The organism is Pseudoalteromonas sp. PAR1 (assembly GCF_947311895.1).
Taxonomy (GTDB): domain Bacteria; phylum Pseudomonadota; class Gammaproteobacteria; order Enterobacterales; family Alteromonadaceae; genus Pseudoalteromonas; species Pseudoalteromonas lipolytica_C.
On sequence record NZ_CAMZMY010000003.1, the window covers coordinates 135,542 to 158,375 of the forward strand.

13 protein-coding genes are annotated in these 22,834 nt (G+C 41.5%); 1 reads left to right on the forward strand and 12 read right to left on the reverse strand.

Annotated elements, in window-relative coordinates; translation table 11 throughout:
- Positions 1 to 82: 82 nt before the first annotated feature.
- Together QL229_RS03385 and QL229_RS03390 are read right to left on the reverse strand one after the other, a co-directional pair.
- Positions 83 to 1,921, reverse strand: a complete 1,839-nt coding sequence (locus QL229_RS03385) for a S8 family serine peptidase (RefSeq protein ID WP_281546486.1) — start codon at positions 1,919 to 1,921, stop codon at positions 83 to 85.
- 225 nt (positions 1,922 to 2,146) lie between these two features.
- Entirely contained in the window at positions 2,147 to 3,319 is a 1,173-nt protein-coding gene (locus QL229_RS03390; protein ID WP_135925684.1) for a multidrug effflux MFS transporter, read from the reverse strand.
- 166 nt (positions 3,320 to 3,485) lie between these two features.
- On the opposite strand from QL229_RS03390, the gene QL229_RS03395 reads away from it, so the two are divergent.
- Entirely contained in the window at positions 3,486 to 3,962 is a 477-nt protein-coding gene (locus QL229_RS03395) for a hotdog fold domain-containing protein (protein WP_135925683.1), read from the forward strand.
- Here the strand turns inward: QL229_RS03395 and QL229_RS03400 are convergent.
- From QL229_RS03400 to bcsA, 10 genes are all read right to left on the reverse strand, one after another.
- Positions 3,959 to 4,447: a polymer-forming cytoskeletal protein gene (locus tag QL229_RS03400; protein WP_135925682.1), complete on the reverse strand. Its 489-nt coding sequence runs from the start codon at positions 4,445 to 4,447 to the stop codon at positions 3,959 to 3,961. The two genes, QL229_RS03395 and QL229_RS03400, sit on opposite strands and share 4 nt — an antisense overlap.
- Complete coding sequence (locus QL229_RS03405; protein WP_138556806.1) at positions 4,437 to 5,582, reverse strand: M23 family metallopeptidase; 1,146 nt, start codon at positions 5,580 to 5,582, stop codon at positions 4,437 to 4,439. Before QL229_RS03405 ends, QL229_RS03400 begins: the two co-directional genes overlap by 11 nt.
- A 132-nt stretch (positions 5,583 to 5,714) precedes the next feature.
- Positions 5,715 to 7,028: a fumarylacetoacetase gene (fahA, locus tag QL229_RS03410; RefSeq protein ID WP_138556807.1), complete on the reverse strand. Its 1,314-nt coding sequence runs from the start codon at positions 7,026 to 7,028 to the stop codon at positions 5,715 to 5,717.
- Positions 7,029 to 7,183: 155 nt separating this feature from the next.
- On the reverse strand, positions 7,184 to 8,230 hold the full coding sequence (hppD, locus tag QL229_RS03415; protein WP_062564358.1) for a 4-hydroxyphenylpyruvate dioxygenase: 1,047 nt from the start codon (positions 8,228 to 8,230) through the stop codon (positions 7,184 to 7,186).
- A 314-nt stretch (positions 8,231 to 8,544) separates the two neighbouring features.
- The gene (locus QL229_RS03420; RefSeq protein WP_281546487.1) at positions 8,545 to 11,268 is read right to left on the reverse strand and encodes a metallophosphoesterase; all 2,724 of its coding nucleotides are present in this window, start codon (positions 11,266 to 11,268) and stop codon (positions 8,545 to 8,547) included.
- A 115-nt stretch (positions 11,269 to 11,383) separates the two neighbouring features.
- On the reverse strand, positions 11,384 to 12,814 hold the full coding sequence (locus QL229_RS03425) for a peptide MFS transporter (protein ID WP_075594538.1): 1,431 nt from the start codon (positions 12,812 to 12,814) through the stop codon (positions 11,384 to 11,386).
- A gap of 244 nt (positions 12,815 to 13,058) precedes the next feature.
- Entirely contained in the window at positions 13,059 to 16,871 is a 3,813-nt protein-coding gene (locus QL229_RS03430) for a cellulose synthase subunit BcsC-related outer membrane protein (RefSeq protein WP_138556809.1), read from the reverse strand.
- Positions 16,862 to 17,977 carry a cellulose synthase complex periplasmic endoglucanase BcsZ gene (gene bcsZ / locus QL229_RS03435; RefSeq protein ID WP_138556810.1) on the reverse strand — a complete coding sequence of 372 codons (1,116 nt, stop codon included), beginning with the start codon at positions 17,975 to 17,977 and terminating at the stop codon, positions 16,862 to 16,864. Before bcsZ ends, QL229_RS03430 begins: the two co-directional genes overlap by 10 nt.
- Positions 17,977 to 20,226: a cellulose biosynthesis cyclic di-GMP-binding regulatory protein BcsB gene (gene bcsB / locus QL229_RS03440; protein WP_281546488.1), complete on the reverse strand. Its 2,250-nt coding sequence runs from the start codon at positions 20,224 to 20,226 to the stop codon at positions 17,977 to 17,979. Before bcsB ends, bcsZ begins: the two co-directional genes overlap by 1 nt.
- Positions 20,223 to 22,832 (reverse strand): UDP-forming cellulose synthase catalytic subunit, encoded by a 2,610-nt coding sequence (gene bcsA, locus QL229_RS03445; protein ID WP_281546497.1) that lies wholly within the window; start codon positions 22,830 to 22,832, stop codon positions 20,223 to 20,225. Before bcsA ends, bcsB begins: the two co-directional genes overlap by 4 nt.
- Between the last annotated feature and the right edge of the window lie 2 nt (positions 22,833 to 22,834).

Here is a 22,834-nt window from a genome sequence, read left to right on the forward strand (position 1 = left end):
AGCTAGGTAGCTGATTTTAACAAGCTTATTAAAAAAGAAAAAGCGGGCATTAATGCCCGCTCATATTGGTTTGGGGAAAGTTTTAAAAGACCACAGTGCTATTGTTTGAACAAACAGTTGTGCTTTGTGCTTCACATACTTGGTATGTGTAACTACCACCGCCTTTTGTTGTGATGGTATCTGTGTAGCTATTTGTGTTTGCTACAGAACCTACCAAAGTACCATTACGGTATACATCAACAGTACTAGTCGCTGCGCCACTCCAGCTTAAATCAACATAGGCTGTGCCTTTTGATTTATAACCAGATGCTGAAAGGCTAACTTCATCACCCCCCGGTGTTGGATCGCCACCATTATTGCCGCCAGCACAGCCATTTGCAGTTAAATATGCATCTGCATCGGCTGCTTTAACAATACCGTGACCAAAGTACACATCGTGGCCAGCTGCGCCTTGGTCTTGTGCTGTTGCTTTTAATGCGTCACGAATTTCTGTACCTGTACACTCAGGGTGATTTGACCAAACGAGTGCTGCGATACCTGAAACGGCAGGTGTTGCCATTGATGTACCACTCATGAAACCGTAGTCACTAGTACCGATGGTAATATCAATCGTTGTACTTGCAAGCAGCGCTGAACGGTCTTCAAGTGCAGCACCTACAGCAGGAATCGTTGTATCGTTGGTATCACCTAATGTAGCGTATAACATGCCCGCTTCGTTATTGATGATAACAGCACCAATACCACCTGAGTTTTCACAGTTATTTACTTTGTCATAGAATGAGATATTACCGCGGTCAATCATACAGATTTTACCAGCTGCACCAGAATCAATGCTCTCAGCAGTACCCATGTAATAAGCATTACCAGATGCATTACCTGAGTTTTCCATTGACGATGTTGCAAAGCCCGCGCCATCAGCAGCTAAGCTTGCAGAAGTTGCCATGCCTGCAGGGTAAGTAGACAGTGTATCAACACCACCTGCTGTCACTTCAACGCAGATAGTTTCATCTGTAGTAGCGCGTTTACCACGACCAGATGTACAGCTAGGAAATTGCGAGAAATCTGCAATTTGATTGTTCGCATCATTTGCACCAACCATCATTACAGATGAATAACCAGCAGGGTACGAGCGAACGCTGTTACCATCGTTACCCGCCGCCGCAACAACAAGACCGCCTGCATTAGTGAAATTAGCAAAGGCGTTAGACTCTGTGCTATTTGCACCACCACCACCTAAGCTCATGCTGATGATATTTGCGCCTGCTTGAGAACATAAATCTGCTGCATGTGCTAAATCAGAAGAATAACCCCAACCTTCGGCATTGAATACTTTGATGATGTGCATTGCAACACCCGGTGCCATACCAACCACACCGATATTGTTATCTGCAGCACCAATTGTACCTGCTACGTGAGTACCATGAGGGCCACCATTGTCATACCAGTTACCTGTGCCACTATCGTTGTCACCCGTGATATTACCCCAAATGAAGTCAGGGTTTGATGCATCAAGACCTGAGTCAATAACACACACCTTCATGCCCGCATTAGCATCAAAGGTTACTAGGTCAGCTTGTGATTGGTAAACTGCGTAAGGCGTTAATTGCTGCTGCATTGCATTACCAGCATCATCGTTATAAAGCGCCATTGGTACACGTTTTTGGTCTTCTTCAATCAGTTTGATATGTGGGTTATTAAGCAAGCCTTTAATGCTTGCTAAATCTTGACCGGTAAATTGTGCTGCAATAAAGCCATTACCGTCGACTTTTATATCACCGCCGAGTTTTTTAGCGAGTGCTTTAACTACGCCTTTTTTGTTGTTATCTACTTGGATGATGAAGCGATCGTTTGCTGCATTTGCTGTACCCGCAGCACAAAGGCCACTTAGGATTAGAGCTAAAGCTAATTTATTCTTTTTCATAAATAGTATCCCTGACATATTGTTTGGTTAACCTTGCGTTAACGAGTCTAAACAATAAATTAACGAAAGTATGGGTACAAGGTAAATTACTCAGAAAAACGGAACAATTTATTCTATAAAAAGGGTTTTTATAGTTTATTGGTATAACAGGAAGTCTAAACGGGTAAATAAAGTATAATAATTCTCATTTACCCGTATTTAGTATAAAAGTGCGGGTGAACTTTTTTATGATAGTTGCTTATACCTAAATAATAGATACGCAAATGGTATGAGCAATAAAAAGTGTACCCCAATCAGTGATGGGGTTGTTAAATTTAGAAACTGTGTAAGAAATACCAGTAAGCTGGCACCACTCATTTGCATTACACCGATAAGAGCTGAAGCGGTGCCTGCTTGTTTCGAAAACATACTTAATGCGCGACCAGCTGATGAGCCGAGCGTAAGTGCAAAGCCAAATGCAGCAATAAACATAGGAAACATTAATGCCAGAGCAGTGCGTTGTTGGTTTAGTGCCAACATTAAGACACCAGATATAACAAGTAATAAGAGACCAGCTTTTAATGCGCGCTTTGGTTGACGTTTGATGTACAGCGGCATAATAAAGCTGGCAACAATGCTTAATACCGCATTACAAGTAAACCAGAATGTAAAATCGCTAACACTGCCTCCTAATTCAGTAATAAGCCAACCAGGTGCTAATGTTACAAACACTAATATAGCCGACATAGTTACTAAACAAATTAAGCTATGAAATAAAAACAAAGGTGTGCTAATAATCGGAATAAAACGACGTAAATCAAGCAGGTGACCGCTGTAAATGCTGTCTGCAGGGCGTGTTTCTTTGTACATTAACAAAGTTATGAATAAACCAATTAGCGCAAAGCCAGCCATGAATAAAAAGTTCATGCGCCAACCAAACTGTACTGTGAGCCAAGCACCGAGAATAGGCGCAAGAGCGGGAATAAAGCAGACAATACCATTGAGATAAGTGATGATTTGGCCACTTCGTTCACTACCAAACCTATCTCTTACGATGGCAAATGCCACCACAAACGTAGCGCAAGCTCCTAAACCTTGTAAGGCCCTTGCTACCATAAGGCTTGCAAAATCAGGTGCCAGATAAGCGCCAAAAGCAGCTAAACCATAGATTATGACACCTGCTAAAGCCACGGGTTTACGACCGAATTTATCAGCTAAAGGGCCAGCAATGAGTTGGCCAAGCCCTACAGTTAACATAAATATGGCTACAGTTTGTTGCACTTGCTTTTCTGAAGCATTGAACTGTTCAGCAATAGTAGGAAATGCTGGAAGGTAAATATCTATTGCTAATGGACTAAATATAACCAGAAGGCCCAGGATGAATAATAGACTTAGGTTTTTGTGCTGGCGTGACTGCATTCGCTCTCCTTTAAAACGGTATTTTATGTGCCCCTAAAGGAAAAGAAAAGCATTCACTTAGCGAAATGTGTAATCATTAAAACTGCTTACAAAAATTTTCCATTTCGCTATCTGGTCTGATGTGTTAGCTTTTTATCTCACATCATAAAAATAATGGATAAACGTCGTGAGCTCACAATCATCATTATTAAAAATTTGGACTAAATGCCAGTCATTACCAAAAGGGAAGTGGTTATTTAGTAAAGCGGTGTGTTTTAAAGCCCCTTATTTTGGCTCAATAAAACCATTGATCACAGAGTTGTCAGCAGGGCATTGCAGCGCAATCGTTAAAAATCGCCGAGCAATTCATAATCATATTGGTACTATCCATGCCATTGCCCAGTGTAATGTAGCAGAGCTTTGCGCAGGCTTAATGGTGGATGCAACTGTGCCTGCCAAAACACATCGTTGGATCCCAAAGGGGATGACGGTAAATTATTTAGCGAAAATTGATACTGATATGCGTGCAGTCGCACAGATTGAGGTGCCAAACGAGTGGTTAGATAAGCTAGATATCGTTGTCCCGGTGAAGGTTTATAATAGCCGCGATGAGTTAGTGTTCACCGCGGATATTACGATGTATGTAACGGCTAAAAAACGTTAAGACTTATCAGCGGCTTGTTTGTTCACAAACGACAAGTCGTTGCTATCGTCAGGGAGTATTGATGGGCTACTTTCATCGCTTGAGCTTGGCTTGATAGGAGCAATTTTGTCTTCTTCATGACGATGCTTTAAGCTGCCTTCGATATTGGCACCTGCTTCAATACTTAATGTATCGTGAAACACATCACCGTGAACTTGAGCTGTACTTTCTATGGTTACCTTATTCGCAATCAAGGAGCCAATGATCTTGCCTTTAATTACGACACTATCTGCTTCTATAAGACCTTCAACCATGCCTGTTAGGCCGATAACAAGATGTTTTACTCTTAAATCACCGTCAATACGACCATCAAGTTGAACTTCACCTTGGCTTACTAAAGTGCCAGTTAAGCGAACATCTTCTGCAATAATAGAGGGAGTATGGTTTGTTCTTTTTAAAGTAGAGCTAGTTGAGCTAGCTGGAGCTTGTTTTTTTTTACCGAACACGAGAAAGCGCCTTTGTTATTTTAACTGGGTTGACATGCTTGCCATTTACTAAAACTTCGTAATGTAAATGAGTACTTGTACTGCGACCTGTACTACCCATTAAGCCAATAACGTCATCTTTATTAACTGTTTGGCCTTTTTTTACTTTGATTTTATTTAGGTGGCCAAAACGTGTGACAAAACCGTTTTTATGCTGAAGTTCAATAAAGTTGCCGTAGCCACCGTTTCTTCCTGCGCGAAGTACGGTTGCATCTGCGGGGGCAAAAATTTCGGTTTTATGCCAGCCAGCTAAATCAACCCCTTTATGAAATGCTCGACGGCCATTCATTGGATCTTTTCTCAGACCAAAGCTACTGGATATATAATAATCTGCAGCAGGGAGGGTTTGCGGTAATTCACTTAACAGATTTTCAAGGTTATTAAGCGCTAGCAATTTATCTGCAATCGTTAGAAATTCAGCGGGAATTTTTGACTCGTCAAATAAATCTAAAGGACCACCTTGGGCTGTGTCGCTTTCGTCAGTTGCGCTTCGGACAAGCGCATCATTAAGCCCTGCACCTTCAAGCATTGCTAAAATTTCTTGATGGCGTTGTTGGATTTGTTGCTCGAGCATGCCAAAAGTGTAGTTATAGCTTTTATCAAGTCGTGCTATACGTTCTGAAAAGCTCTCAAGTTGCATTGCTTGTTTAGGGTGTTCATCTTCTAACGGTGCATGAAACTCTTCGGCATGTTCTTTAATTGGGAGCAGTACCGGCTCGATACCGCCCTCAGGAGTGGTTTTATTGATTGATTCAGGTAATGACTCAATCATGCTTTGTAATAACGCTTGCTTTTGCTCTAGAATGGCCAACTGTTCTACTTGTTTTTGGTATGTAAGCTGTTGTTGAGCATGCTTTTTTTGCCATTCTTGTTGCTTGCTAAGTTGTGATTGTTCAATGCTGGATATTTGATCGGCTTGCGAAATGATTTGCAGCGTCGAAATGCTCAACCAAGCAACTGCTGTTAATACAATTAAAAACGTCGTTAGCTGTAACCAAGGCGCAAGGATAAGGTGCTTTACTTCGCCATTCTGACGGATCAACAGCTGTCTAGCTGGAAAAAACGTGCGATAAAAAGACTTAAGTTTAACTAACATAGCGTATAAAAAATGACTAATAACCGAGTTAAGATAGCAATATGATTCAAAAAAGCTAGCAAAAATTTGTAACCCAGTTATAAAAAATGCAAAAAAAAGGGCAAAAATTGCCCTTATAACAAATGATTACTTTTATTTTGCAGGTAACACTGTACCTTCAACTGAACCAAAGCCAATGCGTGCAAAACCGTCTTTTTCACACCAACCACGCATAATTACGTTATCACCGTCTTCTAAGAAAGTACGTTGCTCGCCATTCGCTAGAGTGATCTTTTCTTTACCACCGCGAGATAGCTCTAGTAATGAACCGGCTTCTTCATGCTCAGGACCAGACTGCGTGCCCGAACCTAACATATCGCCCGGTTGGAAGTTACAGCCATTTACTGTGTGGTGAGCGACCATTTGCGCAACTGTCCAGTAAGAGTGCTTGAAGCTTGATTTAGATACCTGTGTTGGCGCTTCACCAGCTGCACGCATCTTTTCAGTTTCAATTTGCACATCCATTTTGATATCGAATGCACCAAACTCACGGTTATGAGCTGACTCTAAATAGTCCATTGGTTGAGGATCGTTTTCGTCACGTGTCCAGTTTGTTCTAAATGGTGCCAGTGCTTCTGTTGTAACAATCCAAGGTGATACTGTCGAAGCGAAGTTTTTCGCAAGGAATGGACCTAATGGTTGATATTCCCACGCTTGTAAGTCACGCGCAGACCAGTCATTAAATACACAGAAACCAAATACGTGGTTTTCAGCGTTTTCAATAGCAATTGCATCACCTAATTCATTACCTTTACCAAGGTAAATACCTAGTTCAAGTTCGTAGTCTAGGCGTTTACAAGGGCCGAATGAAGGTACATCAGCATCAGGAGCTTTGGTTTGACCGTTAGGGCGGTGGAACGTTTGACCTGATACATCAATTGACGATGAACGGCCGTGATAACCAATTGGTACCCATTTGTAGTTAGGTAAAAGAGGGTTATCTGGGCGGAACAGACTACCTACTGCTGTTGCGTGGTAAATAGAAGTATAAAAGTCAGTGTAATCACCAATGCGACACGGTAGCGCAAATTCGATGTCTGCTTGAGCAATAAGTGCTTCGCTTAATTGTGCTTGCTCACTGGCACCTTCACGGAGTGCTTTTGATAGGGCAAGACGAAGTGCAGACCAATACTGCTGACCAAGGCCCATAAATTCATTTAATGTAGCTTGACTTGCTGCTTTAACAGCAACCTGTGCATCACCAGAGAATAAACCAAGTTCGTTTACTTTCGCTAAATCGATAACTTGGTCACCAATTGCTACAGCGCCACGGAACGCTTCGTCTGAATTTTTACGACGTACTTCTGCAAAAGGAAGGTTTTGAATTGGGAAGTCACAGTTCGCTTCGTTAGCAGATGCAACCCAGCTTTTTAGATTAATATCGTGGGTTTCGTTAATTAGGCTCATACTCTTTCCTTATTTGTTCGCGCTGATTTATTAGTTATCTATATGGAGGCAATCAACGCAATTTAAACAGTTAGTTTAAAACAGAATTTAAAACGAGAAAAAGCAGCGTGTGAATTTACCCAAACCACACGCTGCTTTTTATTCATGATGATGATTTAGATTACACCACGACGCTCTTGATCACGTTCGATTGACTCGAAAAGGGCTTGGAAGTTACCCTCACCGAAACCGCCGTCATCTACACGTTGGATCATCTCGATGAAGATAGGACCGAATAGGTTCTTCGAGAAGATTTGCAGTAGGTAACAGTTTTCGCTTTGGCTATCAACTAGGATTTGATGCTTACGGATCTTCTCTTTGTCTTCTTTAACCCAAGGCACACGGTCGAAAATGGTGTCGTAGTACTCAGGGATGATATCAAGCGTTGCAATCGTTGATTGGTCAAGCTTATCAAGTGAGCTTACTAGGTCATTGGTAAGGAATGCTAAATGCTGTACACCCGGACCATTGTACTCATTTAAGTACTCATCGATTTGGTTGTTGTTGTTATCTTTACCTTCGTTGATCGGAATCGAGAAAGTGCCGCACGGTGATTTAAGTGCGTAAGATAATAACGCTGTTTTTTGACCTTTAATGTCGAAGTAACGTACTTCAGTAAAACCAAATACGTCTTTATAGAAGTTAGCCCATGTTTCCATCGTACCTTTGTAAACGTTATTGGTTAAATGGTCGATACGGATGAAGCCTTTGTCTTCAACAATGTTTTGTTCGCTTAGATCTTCGAAGTCTGACTCATAGATAGACCCTTTGTCGCCAAATTGCTCAATGAAATAGATTAAGCTGTCGCCGATACCGTAGATAGCTGGGTAAGGTAAATCTTTGTGTGTTGAATCTGTGGCAGGTTTTGCACCGCGCTCAACAGCAACTTCGAATGCTTTTTGTGCATTCTCTACACGCCAACCCATAGAACAGATCGCTGGACCGTGGCTTTTAGCGAATTCAGCAGAGAAACCATCACGCTCATTGTTTAGTAAGAAATGAATGTCATGCTGGTTATAATAAACAATGTCTTTACCTTTGAATTTTTTTAGCTTTGAAAAGCCAAAATCAGTAAACACTTTGTCCATGTAATCTGCATCTGGTGTTGCGTATTCAGTGAATTCAATGCCCACTAGGCCTAACGGATTATTTACTTCGCTCATTGTCATTACTCCCGCAATTATAAGCACTGCGCTAAAAAGAATTATTGTTCTGTAATGAGCGGATGATTAACCAGAATCCTAATAAGGGGAAGATCTCGACTACATTTAGTCAAAGCAGCCTTTGTAAATTAAATGGGACAATGATTTTAATTTCAGCAGTTGCATTATCAAAGGCAATGAGCAGGGCACTATTTTGACTAATGGATGTCATCCTTTGTTTTATTTATCTACTTGTTTTTAATCATTAATTTTAGTATTTGCAAGGCGATAAAAAAGGCCTTAAACGGCCTTTTTTATTAAGTTGATTGTATAGTTTAGTTTACGGTTTGGCGCGCTTTGTTAAAAAACTTGCTACGTTGTTGTAACCAAGGATTACTCATAATTTGTGGTGCAGCTTGATAATGACGCTCAACCACTTGGTTTAGGGTACGGGTTGATTGGGTGAAATTGAGTTGTTGCTGTGCTGCGCCCATATTGGCAATTTCGGCATCAGTCATCGCACGACCAGCAAATAACAAGGCGTTTAAGTAACCCGGCTTAGTTTCGTAGTCATTATCGGTTAAAAGCAGCGCCGCGTTGTTAATTGCCCAGCGTTCATCAATTTCACCTTCATCTTTAAAACCAATTAGCTCGCCATCAAGGTGAATTTTTAGTGCACCATTGTTTGGAGCAGCATAAAACACAAAGGCAATACGATGCCAACTGTTAGCAGGTACTTCACCAAAATAGCCGCTGTCGGTGGTGGCAATACCAATGGCGTTATCTCGGCTAACGTACAGGTCTGCGTCATCACTATTAGTCATATCGGTTTGTAATAATGAACGCCACTCATTGGTGCTTTGTTCTGGCCACATAATATCCATCACTAAGGTGTAATCAGCGATAAACCCTTCTGTTTGGTAATCACCGTTGGCTGCACTATTAGCCGTTAAGGTTAAGCCTTGGGTTGGGCTATGGCGAGCAAAGGCGAGCACACCCGAGGCACCAGTTGGTAAATCAGCAATTTCAAGCTCTGTGGTGGTGGCAAATTGACTATTCTCTGGCCCCCAGTTTTTGTCTTCAGGGTCATAAAAGCTAAGTGTTGCGGGGCCAAAGTCACTACTAAAACCTTGCTCTGGGTTATTAAAATTCCATACTGTGACTGCATCATCCGTTTTACAGGCGTTAAGTGTGTTATCGGTGTCGATATATAAACATTGGCTGGTGCGTGATCGCGCGTAGTTATCAAGCAACCACCAACTTTCAGCGACCAATTGGGCTTCTAAGCTTGGCAGAGTAGGAAAGAACAACCCAGTATTAAGCGCCGGGCCTTTAAATAGGGCAACCTGATAAGTGCTTGCATCGTTAATGTTATCTGGCACTAAAGAGACCCATTCAGGCTGGCTTGCAAGCATGGTTTTTAATTGGCTACCAGTCACCGCGATTTGATAAATGGCATTAAACCCTGAGGTATTTGATGGCTGGCGTTCAACCTTAAACGCGGCATGAAAGTCTTCTTGGGTTAATGTACCCGGTAGCCAGCGATCTTGTACTTGGCTTGCATCAAGCAAGACTGCATCAATAGCAGGGAACTGCTGCATAGTCGCTTTGGCTGTAATTGCAGTGAGTTCTTCTGCGGTTGGGTAATTTTCTGAAACGGCAATTTCGGTGTTTGCATCTGGCGCATAACGACCCATGATTTCATCGATGGCAGTTTTAGTGCTTTCATCTAGGGTCGTAATGCTGGTTGTTGCTACGGTATTATAATCAACATCAGCAAGTGTCTTGTCTTCAAGGTTAAAGGTTAAGGTAAGATCAGTTAGCCCTTGTGCAAAAAAGTTTGGCTGAACAACAATGCTGCCGTTATCTAAGGTTTGATAACTTTCACCGCCATGGGTATGCCCACCAAGCACTAAATCAATGCCCGCTACATTTTGTGCAATTCGGGTATCTGTGCCTTCACCTAAGTGACTTACCATCACCATGTAATCAACATCTTGACGGTATTGGTTAACAATCTGCTCCGCCACTTCTTGCCATTGCCAATTCATTTTGAAATTAGCGATAAAATCGGGAATGGGATCGTCTTCAACTGGTTCATCAAGTTCATTCCAAGGTACTGAAGTCATACCAAAAAAGCCAATTCGAAGACAACCAACTTGAACAACTGAAAAATCGACACCGGCAAACGGCGTATCATCGCTACCATCATATTTGGTATTACTTGATAACACGATAGCATTATCGTCATCGGCAAAATCTAGCAGTTGCTCTGGTCCCCATGCATAGTCGTGGTTACCAATCACACGTACGTCAAAGGCCATGGCTTTTATTGCTTCGACAGTGGCTAACCCTTGTGATGTTTGTTCAGCTACGGTGCCTTTTTCATAATCGTCGCCGCCATTGGTAAATAAGGTATTTGGGTTTTCAAGTTTGGCATTGTCGTAGTAACTGCGAATACGGCTAAATAACTGCTCTTTAAAGCCAAAGCGCGCGTGTAAATCAGCAACATGGATAAAGCGTACAGTTTGGTTACTGGCTGTGTCACTACATTGCTCGCCAATGGTTTTACTTACTGCAGGCACGGTTCGCGACATTAAAGCAAAACTGCCAAATTCAGTGATAGCACTGACTGCAAATCCATCGTCGCTTAGCTCAGTGGTTAGCGTTTGCCATTGCTCATCGACTAGCTGCACTATGCTAAAGGCAAGGTTAGTTTGCTCATTTGGTAACTTAATCGCCAAACTCAATGGCTCTGCAAATATCAGATTATTGGGGCGAAAAGTATGAATTGCGGAGACAATACCTTGCTCTATATCTGTGCTTGAAGCGGTTGTTTCAGTGTAAGTAAACGTGGTATCTGTTGTAACCGTGTTACTTGTTGCGTTAAGTGTGACATCGCCTTGTGCAAATTGTGCGGAAAAACCATTTTCAACAGAAATAATTAAACCAGACTGAGCAGGAGCTGTTGCGACTTCTTTTGTTGTTTTATCGCCACCACATGCTGTCAGTAATAAGCTAGTCAGAATAATGACCAGGAGTTGAGTGTTTAAGCGCACTTGCTCAGTTCCTTTGCAAACCAAATTAATATCGGAATATAGTATCAGTTTTAAGGACGCAGAGGGAATAGGGAAGAGAGAAATACCCCGCAGCGGGCGCTACGGGGAATAAATATTATTGCTTTTCAGCTGTCACTTCTAGCTCTTCAGCTAAGATGTGCTCAGTAGTTTGTGGCTCATGTTGGCCTTCAGCTCCATGCATCCAAGCTACTAGTTTGTCGCTTAGTAAGTACATGATAACAGCAGAAAGAACCGCTGTTGCGCCTAAACCAATGAAGATACCCATAGCGTTATCTAGCGCTTCTTCACCTTCACCTAGGAATGAACCTACGAAACCAGCAATCTTGTTTGCAACCGCTGTACATAGGAACCAAATACCCATAAGCATTGAAGCTAAACGTAGAGGTGCAAGTTTACTCACCATAGATAAACCAATTGGCGATAAACATAACTCACCTAGCGTGTGGAATAAGTAGAATAATACTAACCACATCATGCTGATTTGTAAGTGCTCACCTTGACCTTGTGTCATAAGCGCTAAGATCATAGTGATGAAACCAAGTGCTAAGAAAATAAGTGCAATAGCAAACTTAACTGGTGAATTAGGTTCACGTTTATCAAGCTTTAACCAAATAATGGCAACTAAAGGTGCAAATACAATAATGAAAATTGAGTTTAAAGATTGGAACCAAGAAGCAGGCACTTCAAAACCAAGTAACATACGGTCAGTGTAGTCGTTAGCAAACAAGTTCATAAGACCACCTGCTTGCTCAAAGCCCATCCAGAAGATAATGCTGAATACACTCATAGTGAAAATAACTTTGATGCGATCAGTTTCAACTTTAGTCAGTGGCTCTTTAGTGTTTGATTCAGATTGAGCTTGTGAAAGCTTAGCCGAAGGTACAACACCAATATCGCCTAAGTATTTGTTACTTAATGCAAGTTGCATAAGTACAGAGATCACCATACCGATACCCGCTACGATGAAGCCCCATTGCCAACCCATTGCTGCTGCAGCATAACCTGCAACAAGTGGACCTAATGCACCACCTAAGTTAATACCCATGTAGAAGATAGTGAACGCGCCATCACGACGTTGGTCGCCTTCTTTATATAGGTCACCTACCATGGTTGAGATATTTGGTTTAAATAAACCGTTACCTAAACAAAGCAGTGTTAAACCAATGTAGAAAACGTTTTCTTCTTGGCCAGCTAAATAGCTGTGAGGAATACCCATAGTGAAATGACCCGCAGCCATTAATAAACCACCAAGGATAATCGCTTTACGTTGCCCTAAAACATTATCAGCTAACCATCCACCCAGTAACGGTGTAATGTAAACAGCCATAGTGAAGGTACCGTAAAGGCTTAGTGCATCGGCATTTGACCAGCCAAAACCACCTTCTTGCACAAGAGCAACTAAATATAATACTAAAATAGCGCGCATGCCGTAATAACCGAAACGTTCCCACATCTCTGTGCCGAACAACAGGAATAACCCTTTAGGATGCCCTAAAAAGTCACCTGCTTTAGGTAATGAACTCATATTTACTTCCTAACTCTAAGATTTTTATTGAGGCCTTATTGTTTTTGCTTTAGTCGTTCTATATTTAGAATGAGTGAACGGGTGGCCATGTTTTTTGATGCAGCTAAGATAATGGTTTGTTGCTCAAGTTTTGTACTTGAAGGAAAGGGACACACCCTTATCCTAGCTACAAGTGCGCTACAGTATACATAGACCTTATGGTGAGGGGAAGATCTTGCGACACTTCCCCTATGTAGTGCGATAGTTAGTAGTTTGCATAAGGCACGACAGGTTTACCCGGGAAAGCCAGCTCACTGTAGACTGGATTAAAGTAATAACGGAAATACAACTGACCGTAGTTCGGCTCATAAAAATCGGCTCTATCTAGGTTAAAATAACCGCCAAAGAACCAGTGGGGCGTGAACCTGTATTCAAAGCTTGCCCCTAAGTTATACGATAAACCACTGCTGGTATCGCCCTCAAAGTAAGGCACAACACCCGTTACAGCAGTTTGTGCCTCAGCTTGGCCTTGTAAAATAGGGTCGTTCGGGAAAAACGCGATGTCGTCAGTGGTGGTGGTTGACCAAGATACCCCAGCACGAAGCCTATAAATAAAATTATGACCAACCCGTTTATCAAAAATAACAGGTAAAGATGCACCCAAGTAGTTTTGTGGGCTGTAATAGCCTCCGTGCCCCCAGGTTTCTTCACTTAAATTATACTTATATGACCAGTGCAATAAGTTAAGTCCTAGGCTTAATTCAGTGTTTCTTTCACGAATATAGCGATAATAACTACCACCCATTAGGCTGTAGCTTTGGTTATCTTTAACGTTTTTACCTTGCAAGATTTGATAGTTGGTACTTGCCCAAAAACCCCAGTCTAGGCCTAGGTCATGGGATAGGCTAAGTTGTAATTGTGTTGCTCTAACGCCACCCCATACTTGGTTGGTAAAGACATCTTCTAACCCCGCATACGATAATACAGAGCTGGTGACTGGGCGTTTATTAAACGTGACGCCATAACCAAAATCGCCTAAATCACCTTTGTAATTAACGCCCCACACAATGTCTTCGACTAAAAACCCCAATGGGGTAGTGCCAATATCAAAGCGCCATTGCTCATTTTGCCAGGCAAGGCCAATATCCGTGCCTTGTTGCTCTGGTTTAATTGTTAAAAATGGACAGTCAAAAATACACAGAACCCCTTGTCCATAGCGGCTACCAGCAAAGGTTTGATCAAAGCGGGTTTCTTGGCTCGATATTGTCATCGGGTCTAGTTTAACAATTCCTGTGCCACCCCAAAGTGGAAAACCAGCTTCAATAGGTGTTGCACCAGCGCCAAGAGTTGACTCATTTTGCGTACTGGTTTGGCTGCTTAGGTTGATTGCTGCAGTGATATACGCCTGCTCATCGCGCTCGATGCTTTGCAATTGACGTTTGGCATTATTGACATACCAAGCTTCATTTTCATCAAGGGCATACAGCTCATAGTTCTGCTCATCAGTTAAATTGCTTGTTGCAGTTTTTTTATCAACGGCTGCACGGTACCAGCTTTGTGCAAGCGTAGTTTGTTGTTTAGCTTGTGCAACTGCTGCCGCTTGATAATAGAGCTCTTGGTTATTGTTTGATTTAGCCAGCAATTGCTCAGCGAGATTAATGGCACTTTGTGTATCTGTAAATTGTTCAAGTGCGGTCATTAATTGCTGTTGACGATAACTTTGCTCAGTTGAAACTTGATTAATTTGCCCAGCAATGATGCGATCAGCTAAATCATCTCTTTGCTGCTGACGAGCAAGTGCCGCAATAGCTAAAGCAGTATCCGTTGACACAGTTTTTCCTTTTGCGGTGTGCTGCTCAAAGCGAGTAATAGCCTCTTTGTTATTGCCTTGCTCGATATGAGCATTGATCAGCGCCTCTGCCAGTTCTGAGTTATCTGGGTATTGCGTTGCAAGTTCAGATAGCTTGGCAACTCTATGATTATTATCAATAAAACGATTAATATAACTAACTTGCAGTGCTAACCATTGTGATTGATCAGCATCGGTTGCGTTCCTCGGCAGTTGATAGTCTGCAAACCAGCTCTCAGCAGCGTTTTTATCGTTGCTTTCAATTAGCCAATTTGCATAAGTCATATGCCAATAAGGGCTCAAGCTTGGGTCACGAGTAAGGGCTTTCTTCAGTTGCCTAATCGCATACTGTTGCTCATTAATTTGTTGCCATTGGCTGGCAAGCTCAGCTTGCATTAAAGGTGTCAATGGCTGTGCTTCTAACTCGGTAAGCTTATAAATCACCGTGGCTTTATTGCTAGCTGTGTTGTTGGCAGACAGTCTTTCAAGCTTGGTATTAATGCTTAGCTGCTCTGTTAGTACATTAATTTGTTCAGTACGTGCGTTATTTGGAATGTAATCTAAGGTTGCCAGTGCGCCTTGGTAATCATTTAACGAACGTAAAAATAAAGCATGGCTGTAGCGTAGCTCGGCATCTAACGGAAATTGCCACAAGGTTTTTTTATAAAGTGCTTTGGCATGATCAACCAAACCCTGTTGTTGATATAAGTTTGCAAGGTCGTAGTAAAGCCAGCTTTGGCGAGGACTTTGTTTGATTGCTACCAGTAATACATCAACCGCTTCATCAAGCTTGCCTTGCGCTGTAAGTTCGTCTGCACGGGCTCGTAATTGTTGGGTTTGTAAGAGGGTATAATCCTCAGCAACCAATGCCTGTTGCTGACGAGTTAAACCATTATAAAATTGATGGCTACGTGCATAATTACCATCAGAGGCAGTTAATTCAAGCATGGCACGCAAAGTAGGCTGTTGTAGGGGATCGTCTTGTAGCACTTGCTTATAAAGGTTCATCGCGTTTTGATATTGCCCAGCTTGTTTGGCAAGTTCTGCGCGGTAAAACAACACGGTATTAGGGTCTTCATTTAACGTATCTGCTAAATCAAGCTTAAGATCAGCCTGTTTTAATTCATTGCTACTGATGGCCGATTTAGCTTCATCTATGTATTGCCAAAAACGTGCGGTATTGGCGAGACCTTTTAATACCGTTATGCGATTTGCATCTATGCTGTATTTTTGAGCTTTTTTAAAGTACTGGTAGGCATTGGCATTTCTGCCTTGCCTTAGGTTCAGTAAACCTAGGCTGTTGTATATTTCGGGGTCATCTGGGCGACCCTGCAAGGCGCGTTTAAATAGCGCTTCTGCCTTTGTAAAATTTTGCTTTTCTAGTTCGACACTGCCTTTTTGCCATGTTTTGAAAGCAGGATCGGCTTGTTTTTTTAGCTCCGCTTGGTAATCCTTTTTAAAATCATTAAATTGAAGTTTTCCCTTACTGCTGAGTGGGAAAGCATCTAAATACTGCTCGTAAGCGTGAAGCGTGTTTTTATCAAGAGGCATCGCCTTTAGTGTTGATAGCCATGCACTTTCTGCTTCAACGCTGTAAAAATTACTATGAGCATAATGACTTAATAGATCCAAGCCTTGTTTATTTGTTGGGTTTTTACTTAATAGATGGCGCGCATAAGCAAGCTCGATACGACCGCTGTGCGGATATCGAGACATTAAGGAGCGATAGCCATTTAAAGCATACTCATATTGTTCATCGTCTTGCGCAAGCCAGTTAATATGCTCAAGCTCAAATTCAATACTTGGGTAGGTTGATTTAAATAAGCGGTTATAAATTTTCACAGCCTCAATATACTGACCTGCACGAGCACGTAAACGGGCTTGTTGGATAACCGCCTTGTCTTCGTTATCGACCCGAATAAGCAATGCAATGTTGGCTACACATGGGTGTGATTTTTCAGACAGTTCACTCAGTCGTGAACGTGCTTTTGTCGTTTCTTTAAGGGCATACAAAACACGTATTTCAGCACATTTTACTTGGGGGTTTTGCGGCGCAATACTTAACAGCTTTTCTAAGCTGTCAGACATTAATTGCGTATCGCGCTCGACTTCACCTAAATGTATTTGGCTAATTAGCCAATCAATAGACTGAGTATTAAGGTCTTTATTTGTTGCTGCGAATGCACTGGAGCTTGCTAAAAACACAGCAAGTAGCCACTTTATTGGCATTTATTGCTCCAGTTGGTTGTTAAGGCACCGTTTTTATCAAGACTAAAACGTTTTGTCATAAAACCATTGCTAAATAGGTAAAGTACACTGTCGTAGTATCGATTAGTTGTAAAGCGTGTATCCATCATCAGTGTTTGTTGAATAGCACCGACAGCTTGTGATTGATTCTCAGTTTCTAGAAGAGGCAGCATTGCAGCGCTAAATCCTGTTGGGCCTGTGCCACGAGTTTTACCGTTAATAGCATTAGTTTGTAATGGCACTTTACCAGATGCAGTTACGCTATTGGCCATGGGTTTGAACTGCTGCATAAGTGCTGTTTTGTATTTTGCATCTTCGGCCATCATACTAGCCCAAAGGTAAACACGAATAGCATTATAGCTCCCTGTTGGCGGCGCATGTACATCGTGATAAAAACCCTTATCGGTATTGTAATTAACCCAATCAGGACTGAAACCTTTGGGAGCAGTGCTAATTAGCATGTCTGCGGAGTTATCATGTAATTGCTGCCACGGTGAATGAGGGTATAACTGGCTAAATTGGGCCAAAATAAATAATGGCGCATAACTAGGGTTTAGTTTCCAATGTGTTTCTTTCTCAAAGCCGTTTGGCCCTGGCAATAATGTAAGGCCAAGGTTGGGAATATAGGCTGTTTCTTCGCGAATAATGCGTTCAGCCATCACTGAGCTAAGTACTGCGTATCGTCTTTCATTCCATAAAATAGCAGCTTGTGACAGGGTGTAAGCAATCCATAAGTCTGAATCAGAAGCGGGGTTAGAGTCTAAAATTTGTGGTTGATTGTTTTTAATCCCCCATTGCCATGCGGGTAAGCGTGTACTTAAGTCACCCTCAGAAAGCTGCACTTCGGTCCACTCGAGTAACTTATCAAAGCTTGCTTTGTCATTAGCAAGTAATGCGAAAAAAAGTGCGTAAGACTGTCCTTCTGAAGTCGTTATATCGTATTGAGAGCCTAAATCGATCACGCGACCTTCAGGCGAGATAAAGTGGTGTTTAAATGTATTCCATTGAGGCCAAGCCGCACAGTTTTGCTCGGCTGACACATTGATAGACAATGTCAAAACGAATAGTAAAGAAGCAAAGATTTTCATTATGCGTTATCTCCTTCAGATAAACGTTTTTTCGTTAGTAGTGCCAACAATCGCCAAAAAATAAATGAAATAAGTAATAATGTAATAAGCGATAAAATTGCTAAAACAAAGGGGCGATCTGAGAGATGGAACCATATTAAAGTATGGATTGGCACTTGGCCGACATAATACTGTTCATCCGTTTTAATCGTTTTTATACCCTGACTATTTATGATCGCTGAGCTACCCATAATTTGGGCTGTTTTTTCGTCACTTAAGAGTGTGTCAGATAACAGCGTGTAAGCATCGTCGTTAGTGGCGATTAACGACACCACTGAGCGCTCAGAATCGAACGGCGATTGAAAGCCTGATATTACCGCTAATCGACCAACACTCTTTATGCTTACTTTAACTTTGTCGCTGTCTTGTGTGTCGTATGCACCATTGTAGATCGCTTGATCAACAATACGTTGGCTATTATTGATTAACACACTGAGATCACTGTCTTTTGTTAGCGATTGTGTGAATGAGTCGGGCTTACCAATAATGATAATATCTTTATCAGTGAGTTTTAACTGTTCGCTTGGGAACTGAATATCTAACTGATGCGTAGGATAGCCTGTTATCGCTCCTAAGTGGCCGGTAAAATTGAGCAGTAAACTGATCGCTTTAACAGAGCTATTTGCCTCCATCAATAATGTACTTTGATGTAAGTCAGCAAATTTAGTAAACGGAAAGCCTGCATTGGCAAAAGCGCGCAAGTTTGGCATTGCAATATAGTGGTGAAAGCGGCTTACATCAATACTTGAACTACCGTCAATTGCACCAAACTCACCGCCAGCTGGTATTGCACTACATTCACCAGACTTAGAAACAGCAAAGTTAAAATCATAAGTAAGCTGATTATTTGTTGATAAGTCGAGACCATTAAGCTCAAAATCTTGTCGAGATTGGTTCAACTTTTCGTTTGCCAGTAGAGGTAATATGGTCTGGCTTGATAGGGGGTCACTGCTTTTATTACTTAAAATAAAGCCATCAATAAACTGACCGTTTATCAGCATATTTAAACGTGACAGCATGTTTGGCTCAACGGGAGTGTTACGGTAATTTAAGGTAATCGGGATACCATTTTCACGCCAAGTAAATAAGTCTGGTGCAAAGCGTAAATCAAGACGCACTGGCTGACCACGTAAGCCCTCTGACTGTAATTGGGTTGGGTAATCAATAAGCTCAGCAAATGTGACTGCGCGATCTGAGCGCACCCAAAAAGGCGCATCGTAGGCTTTTCTAAGAGGAAGCGTGTTTATGCCATCTATTGTTGCGCTTCGACCCGTCATTACTTTATAGCCAAAGACTAGACCAACAACGGCTTCTTTTAATTGTGCAGTGTCTTTACCTAATACTAGAAGTACTTTGGCGTAGCGTTGAGTCGGGCTGCTGATAATTTCTACAGTAGGTTTTTCAACATCAGGGTAATTCAACAAAAAATCAGGCTTATTGTTATTGGTGGCAAAAACAACGCTGTGCTGAGTAGGCGCGTGATTGATTTTTACTGGGAACTGCGCTTTGCGCCATTTGGCTTGCGCACCAAAGAAGCTTGATAATGTGGCAGCAGCCTCAAGTGTTTGTTCATCAGGTTGTGATGCAAATATAAAAGGTAAATTGACCTTCGTTGCATCACGGTTATCAAAAAATGGTGCTGGGAAATATTCAAATAAACTGTCAAGTGCTAGTGACTGATTATCAACTGTGATCCGGCTACTTTTACTTAGCTCCGCCCAGATGGTGGCACTGTGATCATCTTGGCAAACGAGGTCATAGAAACCGACAAGTTCAAAGCGAATTTGGTTAAAGTCCTTGATTAACTTGGGATTAAGAGGAACTTTATGCTCATATTTGTTACCAATAAGGTTATTTTTATCACCGATGGGTAATACCGTCATTAGGTTTTCATTTAAGAACACTTTTAAGTGAGACACCTTGCCAATCAAAGACGGTGAATGTGTATACGAAAAGTCTAGCGTTAACTGCTTACCTAACTTGTCTAATCGGTTTGTAAAATCAACACGGGCACTATTATTGATACCATCTAACTTGAATGTACTTAACCCTAGGCTTTCAAAGCTCATAGTCAGCGTTTCTACAGGTGCCTGCTCTGGATAGCCATCTTCAAAAATAGCTTTATTTGCAAGAGGCTCTGCACTGACGACCCACTGCGAAAAACTTAGTGCGTAAACAGTCAGCAATAATGTTGATATTGTTTTTATCATGATGATTTTAATGCTTTTATTGGTTTTTTAGGTAATAACGACGCTACAAAATTTAATATGTTTGATACAAATAGAATCAACGGTCTTAATTGATTTGGAGCATGAAATATTAAGTTTTTAAAGCCTCTTAGGCTGGTATAGAAAACATGTGAAAAACTGTATGACGGTTTGTCATGTTTGAAGTTGTCTTGCCAATCAAGCCACGCATCTGCACGTGAAAAAGTACATTGGATAAATGCTTTTTGCTTCTCTAAATCGAGCTCTTTAAGGGTTAACCCCATCAATGAATCACGGGTATTGCAGACATAGGTGTCAAACGAAAATTGTTTTAAACCACGACTCATTAATAGCTCGATTTTATCGTTTACTTGGCACAAATGATTGTGGCCTGTGTCAATACCAACCCCATTATTTGAGTAGTCGGTTACGCGAACTTTGATAGTGCGTCCATTTGCTAAGCGGATGGCAGCGGGGAAGTTGGCTTTGACTCTGTGTGAGCTACGCACTTGCTTTGCTTCAGCAGCAACAGCGACTGCGGCACCTAAAATGATAATATTGTAACTTGCCCATAACATGCTAATAAGTAAAACTCCGATATGAGAACTATCACCAAAGAGTAATCGCGATAGGCCATAAGCCATACCAATTACGTTGATAAGTAACAGTAATATATACGGTTTTGATATTATCCAATCGTAATGCTCTGACTTGTTCAAGCCGCCTTTTTCGGTGACATTGAACTTACCTTTATTTGGATTAATCAGGGCAACCGTTGTGGGTTTTAAAATGTACCAAGCAAGTACTGATTCATAAACCTCACCCCAGAAAGAGTATCGGTACTTTCCTTGGATACGAGAATTGGTCATTTTGACTTGCAATAATGTGGGAACAATATATAGAAATATGGCGATAAAGGGGGCATAGATAATTTGCGCATTAAAGTAAATTAATGCCAGTGGTGCAGTAAGAAAAACAATACGCGGTATGCCCGATAAAAAGTGCAGCATGGCATTGAGGTAACATACGCGTTGCGCAATACTCAAGCCTTTGCCTAATAATGGGTTATCTAAACGGAATATTTGCGCCATGCCGCGTGCCCAGCGAATACGCTGACCTACGTGTGCAGATAAACTGTCGGTGGCAAGGCCAGCAGCTTGCGGAATATTAATGTACGTGGTTTTGTAGCCAGCGCGCTGCATTCTAAGAGCTGTATGGGCGTCTTCTGTGACGGTTTCTACGGCAAAACCCCCAATTTCTTCTAGGGCACTGCGCCTTAAAACAGCACACGAACCACAAAAGAAGGTCGCATCCCACATATCATTGCCATCTTGAATTAACCCATAGAACAGCATGTTTTCATTAGGGATTTTTCGATGATTTTTGAGGTTGCGTTCAAACGGATCGGCTGAGAAAAAGTGATGAGGTGTTTGCACCAAGCACACTTTACTATCATTGATGAACTGGCCCATTGTCATCTGTAAAAATGAGCGAGCAGGGATGTGGTCGCAGTCAAAAATAGCAATGTAGTCGCCATTGGTTACTTTCATCGCATGATTCATATTGCCAGCTTTGGCATGTTTGTTATCAGGACGAGTTAAATAGCCAACACCAATTTGCTTTGCGAATTCGGCAAACTCAGGGCGCTTACCATCATCTAAAATATAAATGTTAAGCTTATCTGCTGGCCAATCAATACTTTGAGCGGCAATTGTTGTTGGTTTAACGACATCAAGTGGCTCGTTATACGTTGGTATATAAATATCGACAGTCGGCCAACTAGACGTATCTTTACTCAATGCGATCGGTTTACGCTGTAATGGATTGATGGTTTGAAAAAAGCCTAAAATTAGCACTAACCAAGCGTAGGTTTCTGCCAGCAATAAGCCGATCCCTAATACAAGGGCAAGTGGATCGCCAAAGTTTAGTGTATCTGAATAGCGCCACCATAGGTAACGTGTTGATGTTGTGATTGCTAAAGTGACTAAGACAATCGTTGCCATTTGACCCTTTACTCGTCTTAAAGAATAAGCGACGACTAAAATTAAACTAATAAATATTGCTTGTGCTTCAATACTAAAAGGCACAGTGACAAACACTGCAACAGCGAAAAAGAGCAGGACTGCAAATAACACTTTTAGATAGCGGTGATGCCACAACTTTGAATCAAAAGGTTGTCGATAAGGTGCTGCTTTTACACGCTTTACACTAAATGACCATGTGCGTTTGCAAATTCTTACTAACAGCCGATCGATTAAATTTAAATAGCGAAAAAAAGCGCTAACCTTTTGCCAAGATAGTATGTTGCTTTTATCGTTTGATGTTTTGTTTGTTACTCTAAATAAGGCAAGGTAAAACGCCTGTAATAAAATACGGACACAATTGCTGGCAGTGAATACAGGCTGATTTATATGCGGAAAATAATATGTTAGCTTTTGTTTTATTTGGTATTTACGTTGCTTGTCTAACTTTATAAATACAGAAGTTAGTAATAAAAGAAACGGCAATGTGAATGCGCCAATCAGGCTCATTTTGTGTTGGTTATAGTAACCATGAAATTTATAAAAAACAAAGCGAACGAGCTTCTTAGTCAAAAGAAGCTTAATAATAT

Bases quoted from the DNA above. Each gene is read 5' to 3' on its own strand.
- QL229_RS03430 (WP_138556809.1), bottom strand. From the start codon at position 16,871: ATGCCAATAAAGTGGCTACTTGCTGTGTTTTTAGCAAGCTCCAGTGCA.
- QL229_RS03390 (WP_135925684.1), bottom strand. From the start codon at position 3,319: ATGCAGTCACGCCAGCACAAAAACCTAAGTCTATTATTCATCCTGGGC.
- bcsB (WP_281546488.1), bottom strand. From the start codon at position 20,226: ATGATAAAAACAATATCAACATTATTGCTGACTGTTTACGCACTAAGT.
- QL229_RS03405 (WP_138556806.1), bottom strand. From the start codon at position 5,582: ATGTTAGTTAAACTTAAGTCTTTTTATCGCACGTTTTTTCCAGCTAGA.
- bcsZ (WP_138556810.1), bottom strand. From the start codon at position 17,977: ATGAAAATCTTTGCTTCTTTACTATTCGTTTTGACATTGTCTATCAAT.
- hppD (WP_062564358.1), bottom strand. From the start codon at position 8,230: ATGAGCGAAGTAAATAATCCGTTAGGCCTAGTGGGCATTGAATTCACT.
- fahA (WP_138556807.1), bottom strand. From the start codon at position 7,028: ATGAGCCTAATTAACGAAACCCACGATATTAATCTAAAAAGCTGGGTT.
- QL229_RS03385 (WP_281546486.1), bottom strand. From the start codon at position 1,921: ATGAAAAAGAATAAATTAGCTTTAGCTCTAATCCTAAGTGGCCTTTGT.
- QL229_RS03425 (WP_075594538.1), bottom strand. From the start codon at position 12,814: ATGAGTTCATTACCTAAAGCAGGTGACTTTTTAGGGCATCCTAAAGGG.